The sequence below is a fragment of the Streptomyces sp. NPDC059477 genome (assembly GCF_042749375.1).
Lineage (GTDB): Bacteria > Actinomycetota > Actinomycetes > Streptomycetales > Streptomycetaceae > Streptomyces.
Genome location: NZ_JBHYUG010000039.1, coordinates 61,275 through 73,266, shown reverse-complemented (window position 1 = coordinate 73,266; position 11,992 = coordinate 61,275). Strand labels below are relative to the sequence as shown.

8 protein-coding genes and 5 tRNA genes are annotated in these 11,992 nt (G+C 71.3%); 2 read left to right on the top strand and 11 right to left on the bottom strand.

Annotated elements, in window-relative coordinates; genetic code table 11:
• Positions 1 to 163: 163 nt before the first annotated feature.
• The gene (gene leuD / locus ACFXAZ_RS20885; RefSeq protein WP_384593109.1) at positions 164 to 757 is read right to left on the bottom strand and encodes a 3-isopropylmalate dehydratase small subunit; all 594 of its coding nucleotides are present in this window, start codon (positions 755 to 757) and stop codon (positions 164 to 166) included.
• Positions 758 to 763: 6 nt separating this feature from the next.
• Positions 764 to 2,188, bottom strand: coding sequence for a 3-isopropylmalate dehydratase large subunit (gene leuC / locus ACFXAZ_RS20880; RefSeq protein WP_384593106.1), 1,425 nt, complete (start codon positions 2,186 to 2,188; stop codon positions 764 to 766).
• A gap of 200 nt (positions 2,189 to 2,388) precedes the next feature.
• Here leuC and ndgR point away from each other — a divergent pair, with 200 nt between their 5' ends.
• Entirely contained in the window at positions 2,389 to 3,105 is a 717-nt protein-coding gene (gene ndgR, locus ACFXAZ_RS20875) for an IclR family transcriptional regulator NdgR (RefSeq protein WP_355744063.1), read from the top strand.
• A gap of 283 nt (positions 3,106 to 3,388) precedes the next feature.
• Here the strand turns inward: ndgR and ACFXAZ_RS20870 are convergent.
• The 9 genes from ACFXAZ_RS20870 to ACFXAZ_RS20830 all read right to left on the bottom strand — a co-directional run bounded on the left by ACFXAZ_RS20870 (position 3,389) and on the right by ACFXAZ_RS20830 (position 7,431).
• Positions 3,389 to 3,461, bottom strand: a tRNA-Glu gene (locus tag ACFXAZ_RS20870).
• Between the two features lie 28 nt (positions 3,462 to 3,489).
• A tRNA-Gln gene (locus tag ACFXAZ_RS20865) sits at positions 3,490 to 3,561 on the bottom strand.
• 20 nt (positions 3,562 to 3,581) lie between these two features.
• Positions 3,582 to 3,654 (bottom strand) — tRNA-Glu (locus tag ACFXAZ_RS20860).
• A 61-nt stretch (positions 3,655 to 3,715) separates the two neighbouring features.
• Positions 3,716 to 3,788, bottom strand: a tRNA-Glu gene (locus ACFXAZ_RS20855).
• A gap of 42 nt (positions 3,789 to 3,830) precedes the next feature.
• Positions 3,831 to 3,902: transfer RNA gene (locus ACFXAZ_RS20850), tRNA-Gln, on the bottom strand.
• A gap of 90 nt (positions 3,903 to 3,992) precedes the next feature.
• On the bottom strand, positions 3,993 to 4,724 hold the full coding sequence (locus ACFXAZ_RS20845; protein ID WP_384593102.1) for an HAD family hydrolase: 732 nt from the start codon (positions 4,722 to 4,724) through the stop codon (positions 3,993 to 3,995).
• 94 nt (positions 4,725 to 4,818) lie between these two features.
• Positions 4,819 to 6,300, bottom strand: a complete 1,482-nt coding sequence (gltX, locus tag ACFXAZ_RS20840; RefSeq protein WP_384593099.1) for a glutamate--tRNA ligase — start codon at positions 6,298 to 6,300, stop codon at positions 4,819 to 4,821.
• On the bottom strand, positions 6,293 to 7,078 hold the full coding sequence (locus ACFXAZ_RS20835; RefSeq protein WP_382685261.1) for a fumarylacetoacetate hydrolase family protein: 786 nt from the start codon (positions 7,076 to 7,078) through the stop codon (positions 6,293 to 6,295). The genes gltX and ACFXAZ_RS20835 overlap by 8 nt, the downstream gene beginning before the upstream one ends.
• 167 nt (positions 7,079 to 7,245) lie before the next feature.
• Positions 7,246 to 7,431, bottom strand: a complete 186-nt coding sequence (locus ACFXAZ_RS20830) for a hypothetical protein (RefSeq protein WP_384593096.1) — start codon at positions 7,429 to 7,431, stop codon at positions 7,246 to 7,248.
• A 607-nt stretch (positions 7,432 to 8,038) separates the two neighbouring features.
• Here ACFXAZ_RS20830 and ACFXAZ_RS20825 point away from each other — a divergent pair.
• Positions 8,039 to 11,986, top strand: a complete 3,948-nt coding sequence (locus ACFXAZ_RS20825; RefSeq protein ID WP_384593093.1) for a nitrate- and nitrite sensing domain-containing protein — start codon at positions 8,039 to 8,041, stop codon at positions 11,984 to 11,986.
• Positions 11,987 to 11,992: the final 6 nt, after the last annotated feature.

Sequence of the window (11,992 nt, the reverse complement as noted above, 5' to 3'; positions counted from 1 at the left end):
CGCGCGGGGCGCGCGCGCGCTCCGCCCCCCCCCCCCCCGCCCCGCGCGCGCGGTGTCTATCTCCCCGCCCCCCCCCCGCGCCGGCGGCGGGGCGGGCCACCCCCCCGGGAGGTTGGGTGGCCGAAACTCGACCTTCGAGCGGGCCCCGGGGGACCCGCCCGGCTCACAGGGTGAGCGTGCGCGGCTTGTGCTCGGGCCGCCCCGTCTCGTACGTGGCGATGTCCGCCTCGTTCTGGAGGGTGATGGAGATGTCGTCCAGGCCGTTGAGCAGCCGCCAGCGGGAGTTCTCGTCCAGCTCGAAGGAGGCGGTGATGCCCTCGGCGCGCACCTCGCGGGCCTCAAGGTCGACGGTCACCTCGGCCTGCGGGTCGCGCTCGGCCTGCTCCAGCAGCGCGTCCACGATCTTCTGCTCCAGAACGACCGTGAGCAGGCCGTTCTTGAGTGAGTTACCGCGGAAGATATCGGCGAAACGCGACGAGATCACGGCCTTGAAGCCGTAGTTCTGGAGCGCCCAGACGGCGTGCTCACGGGAGGAACCGGTGCCGAAGTCGGGTCCGGCGACCAGCACGGTCGCCCCCTCCCGCTCGGGCTGGTTGAGCACGAAGGCCGGGTCCTTGCGCCAGGCCTCGAACAGCCCGTCCTCGAACCCGTCCCTGGTCACCTTCTTGAGCCAGTGAGCAGGGATGATCTGGTCGGTGTCCACATTGCTGCGGCGCAGCGGGACGACCCGGCCGGTGTGGGTGGTGAATGCTTCCATGGCGGTTCAGACTCCAGCGGGCGTGCGGTCGTCGGTCAGGTCGGCCGGGGAGGCCAGGTGCCCCAGCACGGCGGTCGCGGCGGCGACCTGCGGAGACACCAGATGCGTACGGCCGCCCTTGCCCTGCCGCCCCTCGAAGTTGCGGTTGGACGTGGAAGCGGAGCGCTCGCCCGGGGCCAGCTGGTCCGGGTTCATGCCCAGGCACATCGAGCAGCCCGCGTGCCGCCATTCGGCGCCGGCGTCCTTGAAGACCGTGTCCAGCCCCTCGGAGACGGCCTGGAGCCCGACCCGCGCGGAGCCCGGCACGACCAGCATCCGTACCCCGTCGGCGACTTTGCGGTCCTTGAGGATCTCGGCGGCGGCGCGCAGATCCTCGATCCGCCCGTTGGTGCAGGAACCTACGAAGACGGTGTCCACGTTGATGGAGCGCAGCGGCTGTCCGGCCGCCAACCCCATGTACTCCAGGGCCTTTTCGGCGGCGAACCGCTCCGAGGCGTCTTCGTACGAAGCCGGGTCGGGGACCTCGGCCGAAAGCGGGGCGCCCTGCCCGGGGTTGGTGCCCCAGGTGACGAACGGCGACAGCTCGGCGGCCTCGATGACCACCTCGGCGTCGAACTCGGCGTCGTCGTCCGTGCGCAGCGTCTTCCAGTACTCGACGGCGGCGTCCCAGTCGGCGCCCTCGGGGGCGTGGGCGCGGCCCTTGAGGTAGGCGAAGGTGGTCTCGTCGGGGGCGATCATGCCCGCGCGGGCGCCGGCCTCGATGGACATGTTGCAGATGGTCATCCGGGCCTCCATCGAGAGCTTCTCGATGGCCTCGCCCCGGTACTCCAGGATGTAGCCCTGGCCGCCGCCGGTGCCGATCCTCGCGATGATCGCCAGGATCAGGTCCTTGGCGGTGACCCCGTCGGGCAGCTCGCCCCTGACCGTGATCGCCATGGTCTTCGGGCGGGCCAGCGGCAGCGTCTGGGTGGCCAGCACATGCTCGACCTGCGAGGTGCCGATGCCGAACGCCAGCGCGCCGAAGGCGCCGTGCGTAGAGGTGTGCGAGTCGCCGCAGACCACGGTGGTGCCGGGCTGGGTCAGCCCGAGCTGCGGGCCGACCACATGGACGACGCCCTGCTCGACATCGCCGAGCGGGTGCAGCCGCACCCCGAAGTCGGCGCAGTTCTTGCGCAGCGTCTCCAGCTGGACGCGGGAGACCGGGTCCGCGATGGGCTTGTCGATGTCGAGGGTGGGGGTGTTGTGATCCTCGGTGGCGATGGTCAGGTCGAGCCGGCGCACCCGGCGCCCGCTCTTGCGGAGGCCGTCGAACGCCTGCGGGCTGGTCACCTCGTGCAGCAGGTGCAGATCGATGTAGAGAAGGTCGGGCTCGCCCTCCGCGCGCCGGACGACATGGTCGTCCCAGACCTTTTCCGCGAGTGTCCTACCCATCGCTTTCCCTCCGATCGACGCACTCCGCGCCGACCCAACTAGAGATCATGGAGGCGGCGGCGCGCCCTCCCCCTCGGTCCGGGCGCCCGTCACCAGGCCCCTTGAGTCCGCGGGCCGCTATGCCTTCGTGATATCCAGAGTGGCGCGTTCCACGAAAAATTGAACTTGCGTTTCACAGAGTGAGACGCGAATATCGTTGCATGGACAACAGTAGCGGCGTCGGCGTTCTGGACAAGGCGGCCCTCGTCCTGAGTGCTCTGGAGTCCGGTCCGGCCACCCTCGCGGGTCTGGTCACGGCCACCGGACTGGCTCGACCCACGGCTCACCGCCTGGCCGTGGCCCTGGAACACCACCGCATGGTGGCGCGCGACATGCAGGGCCGTTTCATCCTGGGCCCGCGTCTGGCCGAGCTGGCGGCGGCGGCGGGCGAGGACCGGCTGCTCGCCACGGCCGGCCCGGTCCTCACGCATCTGCGGGATGTCACGGGCGAGAGCGCCCAGCTCTATCGCCGCCAGGGCGACATGCGGATCTGCGTCGCCGCCGCGGAGCGGCTGTCCGGACTGCGGGACACGGTGCCGGTCGGCTCGACGCTCACGATGAAGGCGGGCTCCTCTGCCCAGATCCTCATGGCCTGGGAGGAGCCGGAGCGCCTGCACCGCGGCCTCCAGGGCGCCCGCTTCACGGCCACGGCCCTGTCGGGCGTACGCCGCCGGGGCTGGGCCCAGTCGATCGGCGAGCGCGAGCCCGGCGTCGCCTCGGTGTCCGCGCCGGTTCGCGGCCCGTCCAACCGCGTGGTGGCCGCTGTCTCCGTCTCGGGCCCGATCGAGCGTCTCACCCGCCACCCGGGCCGTATGCACGCCCAAGCGGTGATCGACGCGGCAGGGCGCCTCTCCGAGGCCCTGCGCCGCACCGGCTGACCCCCGGGAGGACGAGAAGGGGCCTCAACGCCGCGGCCCCTTTTCCCCACGGCAGGGATCACACCCGTCGGGCGCGAAAAACGCCGCCTCGCATCCGGGAAACGACACCCCGGCCCCCCTCAGGGGCGCGGGGAGCTGCGCGAGAACCCCCCACCACCCGCACCCGCCAGCACACCCGAACTCACCCACCACTCGGCGTTACGACGGCCACGCACCCCACCCGCACACACGAAAACGGCCCCCCACCTCAGCGCACCCGCTGAGGCGAAGAGCCATCGTCCCGTACCCCCGACCGGATTCGAACCGGCGCTACTGCCGTGAGAGGGCAGCGTGCTAGGCCGCTACACAACGGGGGCGAGGATCATACGTTTCCGCAGATCCGAGCTGGTCTACCTGGACTCGAACCAAGACTAACTGAACCAGAATCAGTCGTGCTGCCAATTACACCATAGACCAAAGTGGTTTAGACCAGTTTGTACCCCCGACCGGATTCGAACCGGCGCTACCGCCTTGAGAGGGCGGCGTGCTAGGCCGCTACACAACGGGGGCCCTAGCGATCCTGCATCGACATCAGCGGGAGCGACCCTGCTGTCATCGCGGGAAGGATCTGTACCCCCGACCGGATTCGAACCGGCGCTACTGCCGTGAGAGGGCAGCGTGCTAGGCCGCTACACAACGGGGGCTTGTGCGGATCTGATCCGCGGGTTGCAGATGAGCTCTGCGAGCTGGCCTACCTGGACTCGAACCAAGACTAACTGAACCAGAATCAGTCGTGCTGCCAATTACACCATAGGCCACTGGAACGCAAGCCCTTGCGGGGATCTTGTTCTAGTTCGCCCCGCTGGGTCCGGCCTCTCGGCCCGCTCCCCGGCGGCGCAGGAAGAACATTACCCGAAGGTGGACGGGGCTCCAAAACGGGTATCCGCGCCGAGCAGCGCGGGGAGTTCGGCGAGCGAGGCGATCCGATGGCCGCCCGTGGGCACCTCGCCGGTGTGGTGCGCTCCGGCCCGGTCGATCCACACCGACAGCAACCCGGCCTCGAACGCGCCGCGTCCGTCGATCTCCGGGTGGTCGCCGACGTAGGCGACCTCGTGCGGCGGCAGGGCGAGGGCCTCGCAGGCCGCGAAGAACGCGGCGGACTCGGGTTTGGAGACGCCCAGGTCGGCGGCGCACAGCACGGCCTCGAAGCGGTCGCGCACGCCCAGGACGCGCAGCTTGTGGTCCTGGACGTGGAGGCTGGAGTTGGAGAGCACCGCGTGGCGGTGGCTGGCGGCGAGGGCGTCGAGGACGGGCAGCACATCGGGGAAGAGGGCCCAGGCGGCCTCGTAGTGGGCGAGATAGCGGGCGAACCAGGTCTCCGCCTCGGTGTCGGTGAGGTCGCGTGCCAGGAACACCCGTACCCGGTCGCGCCGCTGCTCCTCGAAGGTCGTCTCCCCGGCGGAGAACCGGGCCCACTGGCGGTCGGTGATCTCGCGCCAGTGGACGAGTGCCGCCTCGGCACCGCCGTAGGCGTCGAGCAGTCCCTCGGCCGCCAGGTGGTTCGCCATGCCGGCCCGGTCCGCGGTGGTGTAGTCGAAGAGGGTGTCGTCCACGTCCCAGACCACGGCTCGGATGCTCATGATCCGACGGTAACGCGCGGGGGCCGGGGCCGGGGCCCGAACGGCGAAGGGGCGGCGCCCGTCGCCGGGTGCCGCCCCTCGTGGGCTGCGGGTGCTAGCCGGCGAGCCTGGCCAGGGCCGTGTCGATCCGGGACAGGGTCTTCTCCCGGCCCAGGACCTCCAGGGACTCGAAGAGCGGGAGGCCGACCGTGCGGCCGGTGACCGCGACGCGGACCGGGGCCTGGGCCTTGCCGAGCTTGAGGCCGTGGGCCTCGCCGGCGGCCAGGACGGCTTCCTTGAGGGACTCGGCGGAGGTCCAGTCGGCGGCGTCCAGCTTCTCGCGGGCCGTGCGCAGCAACGCGTCCGAGCCGTCCTTCATCGCCTTGGTCCAGCTCGCCTCGTCGAGGACCGGCTCGGGCAGGAAGAGGAAGTCGACGTTGTCGGTGATCTCGGAGAGGACCTTGAGGCGGGTCTGGGCGTGCGGGGCGATGGCCTGCCAGCGGGACTCGTCGAAGTCCTGGGGGGACCAGGGGGCGAAGGGGGCCCGCAGCCAGGGGGCGCAGCGCTCGGTGAAGTCCTTCACATCCAGCAGGCGGATGTGGTCGGCGTTGATCGCCTCGCACTTCTTGAGGTCGAAGCGGGCCGGGTTGGGGTTCACGTCGGCGATGTCGAAGGCGGCGACCATCTCCTCGGTGGAGAAGACGTCCCGGTCGGCGGAGAACGACCAGCCCAGCAGGGAGAGGTAGTTGAGCAGTCCCTCGGGCAGGAAGCCGCGCTCGCGGTAGAGGTTGAGGGAGGACTGGGGGTCGCGCTTGGAGAGCTTCTTGTTGCCCTCGCCCATGACGTACGGCAGGTGGCCGAAGGCGGGGATGCCCTTGGCGATGCCCAGCTCGATCAGCGCCTTGTACAGGGCGATCTGGCGTGGGGTGGAGGAGAGTAGGTCCTCGCCGCGCAGGACGTGGGTGATCTCCATGAGGGCGTCGTCGACCGGGTTCACGAGCGTGTAGAGGGGAGCGCCATTGGCTCGTACGATCCCGTAGTCCGGGACGTTCTCCGGGGTGAAGGTCAGTTCGCCGCGGACCAGGTCGGTGAAGGTGATCGTCTCGTCCGGCATACGGAAGCGGACGATCGGGGTGCGGCCCTGGGCCTCGTACTCCTCGATCTGGGCGGTGGTGAGGTCGCGGCAGTGGCCGTCGTAGCCGGACGGCCTGCCCGCGGCGCGGGCGGCGTCGCGGCGGGAGTCCAGCTCCTCCTGGGAGCAGTAGCAGCGGTAGGCGTGGCCGGCGTCGAGCAGCTTCTGGGCGACGTCGGCGTAGATGTCCATGCGCTGCGACTGGCGGTAGGGCGCGTGCGGGCCGCCGACCTCGGGGCCCTCGTCCCAGTCGAAGCCGAGCCAGCGCATCGCGTCGAGCAGCTGGGCGTAGGACTCCTCGGAGTCGCGGGCGGCGTCGGTGTCCTCGATGCGGAAGACCAGCGTGCCCTGGTGGTGCCGGGCGAACGCCCAGTTGAACAGGGCGGTGCGCACCAGGCCCACATGGGGGTTTCCGGTGGGTGAGGGGCAGAAACGGACGCGTACGGGGGCGGGTGCGCTAGCCACGCTTGACAACCTTGTTGGTGAGAGTGCCGATGCCTTCGATGCTGACGGCGACCTCGTCGCCGACGTTGAGCGGGCCGACCCCAGCGGGGGTGCCGGTGAGGATGACGTCGCCGGGCAGCAGCGTCATGGCCTCGGTGATGTTGACGATCAGATCCTCGATGGAGTGGATCATCTCGCTGGTGCGGCCGAGCTGGCGCTGGGCGCCGTTGACCGTGAGCTGGAGGGTCAGATCGGACGCGGTGGCGAGGTCGAGGCCGGTCTCGACCCAGGGGCCGAGCGGGCAGGCGGTGTCGAAGCCCTTCGCCCGCGCCCACTGCTTCTCGCGCTTCTGCACGTCCCGGGCGGTGACGTCGTTGGCGCAGGTGTAGCCGAGGATGACGTCCTGGACGCGTTCGCGCGGGACCTCCCGGCACAGCCGGCCGATCACGACGGCCAGCTCGGCCTCGTAGTGCACCTCCTGGGAGAAGGAGGGGTACTGGATGTCGTCGCCGGAGCCGATGACGGAGGTGGACGGCTTGAGGAAGGCGAACGGCTCGTCGGGCACCTCGTTGCCGAGTTCCCGCGCGTGCTCGGCGTAGTTGCGCCCGAAGGCGATGACCTTGCTGGGCAGCACCGGCGGCAGCAGCCGCACCTTGTTCAGCGGGACCTTCGTACCGGACAGCTCGTGGTCCGCGAACGGGATGCCCTTGATGATGTCCAGGACGAGCTGGTCGGGCCGATCGCCCTCGACCGCGCCGAAGGCGACATTCCCGTCGATGGAAAACCTTGCGATACGCACGGGATCCTCGCGCCCCTCACCTGACCTGTCCGAAGTCTGACACCCCAGGCTATCCCGGTACGGGGGGCGGGCTTCGCGCGACGAGGCGGCCGAGGTGAACGGGAGGGGACGTGCCCGGGGGAAGCACGAGGGCCGCCCCGGGAACAGGGGCGGCCCTTCGGGTGTGTTCAGCTCGCCGGGGTCCTGGAGGGCGGGGCCTCCATGAGGATCGTGCGGCGGGGGTTGGCGGTCTGGGTGGGGAGGTCCACGGGGTGCTCCTGCTCCGGGGGCTGCAAGGCGTCGGTGTCCTCCAGGTGCACCAGCGTCGTGCGCCGCGGATTGGCTATCGGGCGGAACATCATCGTCGTCTTCACCGTTGTACCGGGACCTTGTCGTCTTCGGGCGGCCCAAGGCCGCCGGGGCCGCCTCGGGTACGCCGGGTTGTCAGAGTGTCACCTCGTGTAAACCGTCAGGCTAAACATCCGATTCCCCTTCGACGGAGCGAAGACCTCCTGATCGACATGTGAGTTTGCTCACGATGTCAACCCCAAAACCACGCATTCCCACCTGCTACCGCACAGTAATGAATCGGACATTGACCTACCGAACCGAGCATTCCGCTCCTGATCATGGCGACTGGGACACTCGGAGCACGTGGGCGACTCGCTCGGGTATGCCCGGTATATGGGATACGTTGCCCCACGCCCGGTGACCTGCCCCTCACATGCAGTCACAGATGTCACAGCCTGACCAACTGGCCTTGTTGGAGATGCGGCACTGTGCTGGAATTCCACGGACCGCCGCAGGATCGAGCCGGCGCGCAGGGGGCGCGGAACGCGCGCCGAGTGGCGGCGAGATGAGAGGGAAGCCAGCGCCGGTCACTCACGACCACGCGGGGACGTATTCAGGGCGTTCCCGACCACGCCGACACCGTCCGTCCGCTCACCCGGAAGGGCGCCTGGTCCAGAGGTTGCGACGCTAGTGCAGGGACGTTTCAAGAGGGATGGCAGCGCTTCGGCGGAGCCGGAGCCGCATGGCGGGACTGGCCCGATGGCCGTCAGTTCCTCGCCCCAGCACGCCCAGAACCCAGGCCGGACCGCGCCCGCCGCGGACGGTGGTGAACGCCCCGGACGCGCGACCGCGACGCCGCCCGCCGCATCCGCCCCGCCGGTGAAGCCCCCCAAGGCGGCGTCCGGCCCCGGCCCGCGAATAGCGCTGCGCAACTGGCGCATCTCCACCCGCCTGGTGGCCCTGCTGACCCTCCCCGTGGTCGCCGCCACCACCCTCGGCGCCCTGCGCATCGACCAGTCGATGGAAGACATCCAGCAGCTCGACAACATGAAGCTGCTGACGGACATGACCAAGCAGGCCACGGAGCTGGCCACCGCGCTCCAGGAGGAGCGCGACAAGTCCGCCGGCCCGCTGGCGAACGGCTCGACCTCCAGCGCGATCACCGTCAAGGGCCTCCAGGACAAGACCGACCGGGCCGTCGAGAACTTCGTGAACGCCTCGGAGGACATCGACGCCTCCGCCCGCGACGGCAACCTCGAAGGCGTCCGCGACACCCTGGTCGGCCTGGTCGGCGAACTCGGCACCCTCGCCCGGATCCGCAACACCGCGTACGAGGCGGACGACAACTCGACCCAGACGGTCGACGCCTACCACCGGCTGATCAGCCATCTGCTGGACCTCTCCCAGGACATGGCCGAGGCCACCAGCAACCCGGAGATGATCGCACGCACCCGTACCCTCGCGGCCTTCTCCTCGGCCAAGGAGTACGCCTCCATCCAGCGCGCGGTGATCGCGGCGGCCCTGCCCGCGAACAAGACCACCGCCGGTGACCTCTCCGAGAACGACCGGCTCTACGCCGAGTCCGCGCTGGAGAGCGAGTCCTCGGAGCTGAGCAGCTTCCGCAGCATCTACGGCGACGAGTCGGCCGCCGAACTGCTCCAGCCCATCGAAGAGGGCAACGCGATCATCCAGGCGACCGACACCTACGCCTCCCGCGCCCTGAGCAGCGCCGACGGCCTCGCCAATCGGCCCAACCGCTCTTACCAGGACTGGGTGGACGACAGCTCCACCAAGATCCAGCAGATGCGCAACATCGAGCGGCGGCTGCTGGAGGACCTGGAGCAGACCGCCCGTACGCTGCGCAGCGACTCCGAGCGTGAGGCGTACATCTCCGGTGCGCTGATCCTGCTCGTCCTCGGTGTCTCGCTGGTCGGCGCGTTCGTCGTCGCCCGGTCCATGATCCGCTCGCTGCGCCGGCTCCAGGAAACCGCCACCAAGGTGGCCCAGGACCGGCTGCCCGAGCTGGTCAAGCAGCTCTCCGAGGCCGACCCGCAGGACGTCGACACGTCCGTGGAGTCGGTCGGTGTGCACTCGCGTGACGAGATCGGCCAGGTCGCCGCGGCCTTCGACGACGTGCACCGCGAGGCGGTCCGGCTGGCGGCCGAGCAGGCCTTGCTGCGGGGCAACGTCAACGCGATGTTCACCAACCTCTCGCGCCGCTCCCAGGGTCTGATCCAGCGGCAGCTGTCGCTGATCTCCGAGCTGGAGTCGCGCGAGGCGGACCCGGACCAGCTGGCCTCGCTGTTCAAGCTGGACCACCTCGCCACCCGTATGCGCCGTAACGGCGAGAACCTCCTCGTCCTGGCCGGTGAGGAGCCGGGGCGGCGCTGGACCCGCCCGGTGCCGCTGGTCGACGTGCTGCGTGCCGCCGCGTCCGAGGTGGAGCAGTACGAGCGGATCGAGCTGTCGTCCGTGCCCACCACCGAGGTGGCCGGGCGGGTCGTCAACGACCTCGTGCACCTGCTCGCCGAGCTGCTGGAGAACGCCACCTCGTTCTCCTCCCCGCAGACCAAGGTCAAGGTCACCGGTCACGCGCTGCCCGACGGGCGGGTGCTGATCGAGATCCACGACACCGGTATCGGCCTGTCCCCCGAGGACCTCGCGGCGATCAACGAGCGGCTCGCCTCGCCGCCCACCGTGGATGTCTCCGTCTCCCGCCGCATGGGTCTGTTCGTGGTCGGCCGGCTGTCCCAGCGCCACGGCATCCGCATCCAGCTGCGCCCGTCCGACTCCGGTGGTACGACCGCGCTGGTCATGCTGCCCGTCGATGTCGCCCAGGGCGGCAAGAGGCCGCAGGGCAAGCCCGGTCAGGCCGGGGCCCCGGGTGGTCCCGGCGGTGCCGGTGGTCCGGGCGCTGTGGGTGGTCCGGCCGCCGCGCAGGCCGCCGCCGGGGTGGCCTCGGCCCGTCGGCAGGGGGCCGTGGGCGCCGGTGCGGGCGCGACCGCGGGCCGGCTCGCTCCTGGTCAGGGGCCGCGCGCCGCGCTGCCCGGCGACCCGGGCGGCCGTCCGGGCGGATCCGCCGCGCCGGGTGGTCCGGGTGGCGCGCGGGGGCCGCAGGGCCGGCCGCAGCCCGCCGGGGCGGGTGCCGGTTTCGGCGGTCAGCCGCCGGGTGCCCCGCAGGGACTTCAGGCGGCCGGTACGGGCGCGCCGGGCCAGGACATGTTCGGCGGCGGGCGGGGTCCCGTACCGCCGCAGCGCGGTGGGGCGGACGGTCAGGCGCCGCGTGGGCGTCAGCCGCAGTTGCCGCCGCGTGGCGGGCCGCGGGCCGAGCTGCCGGGCGGCAACCCGGCGCAGCGGCCCAGCTGGAGCGACGAGAACGCGCAGCCCCCGTTGTCACCGGCCTCGCTGGACGCCCCGCGCGGCCATGACGAGCCGGACAGCGCGCGCACCTCGCGGATGCCCCGGGTGGACGACCGGCAGGGTCCCGGCGCGACCACCGAGATGCCGCGCGTCGAGGCGGGGACACCGCAGCCGACCGGGCAGTACCCGGGTCCGGACGCGAGCCGGTTCGCCGCGCCCGGTGCCAACGCCCCGCAGGACACGGGCCGCTTCCCGCGGCCCGGCACGAATGCCCCGCAGGACACCGGGCAGTTCCCGGGGCCCGGTGGGAGCGACCCGCAGGACACCGGCCAGTTCCCGCGGCCGGGCGGGAGCGCCCCGCGCGAGGCCGACCCGTTCGCCCAGCCGGGTGCGGGTGGCGGGCGTCCGGGGAGCGGGCCGTTCGTCCGCTCCGATGTCTTCGGTGCGCCCGGACAGGCCCCGGCGCCACCGAACCACGACGGCCAGACGCCGGTGCCGCAGGGGTACGACAGCGGCTCCACGGGTCGGACGCCGGTACCGCAGGGCTTCGACAACGGCTCCACCGGGCAGTTCGCGAGGGAGCAGGGGTACGACGGCGGCTCCACCGGTCAGACGCCGGTACCGCAGGGCTACGACAACGGCTCCACCGGGCAGTTCCCGGCGCCGGGCCGCGAGGACACGGGCCGGCACGCCATGCCGGGCCAGCACCGCGGCCGGCCGAACGGACAGCAGGCCGGACCGCAGAGCCCCCCGCACACCGGTCAGTTCGAGCGCCCGCAGATCCCGCAGCGGCCGGTGCGTGAGCCGGAGGCGCTGCCCCCGGCCAGCGGGCCCGGTGACGGGCGGACGCCGCTGTTCGACACGCTGGAGACGGACTGGTTCCGCGGCCAGCAGGAGCAGCGTGCCGCCGGTGACGGTGGTGGCGCCCCCGCCCCGCAGGAGCCGTCGGCCGCTCCCCCGCAGCGTCCCGCCGCCAGCGGCTCCTGGCGCAGTTCGCCCAATGACGAGCTGGTCCGCCGTGCCGAGCGGGTGCGGCAGCCCGCCGCGGGCGGTGTGACGACGTCCGGCCTCCCACGCCGGGTGCCCCGGGCCAACCTGGTCCCGGGCATGGCTCAGCAGCAGCCGCAGCAGAGCGGTCCGCAGGTCTCGCGCGCCCCCCAGGACGTGCGCGGCCGGCTGACCAACCTCCGTAGGGGCATCGCGCAGGGCCGTCAGGCCGGTGGCACCACCGGTCAGACGGGCAGCTTCCCGAGCCCCACTCACCAGCAGGAGCGTTAGTTGAGC

Excerpts from the sequence above, each read along its gene's own strand:
- ACFXAZ_RS20845 (WP_384593102.1), bottom strand. The coding sequence starts at position 4,724 with ATGAGCATCCGAGCCGTGGTCTGGGACGTGGACGACACCCTCTTCGAC.
- leuD (WP_384593109.1), bottom strand. The coding sequence starts at position 757 with ATGGAAGCATTCACCACCCACACCGGCCGGGTCGTCCCGCTGCGCCGC.
- leuC (WP_384593106.1), bottom strand. The coding sequence starts at position 2,188 with ATGGGTAGGACACTCGCGGAAAAGGTCTGGGACGACCATGTCGTCCGG.
- ndgR (WP_355744063.1), top strand. The coding sequence starts at position 2,389 with ATGGACAACAGTAGCGGCGTCGGCGTTCTGGACAAGGCGGCCCTCGTC.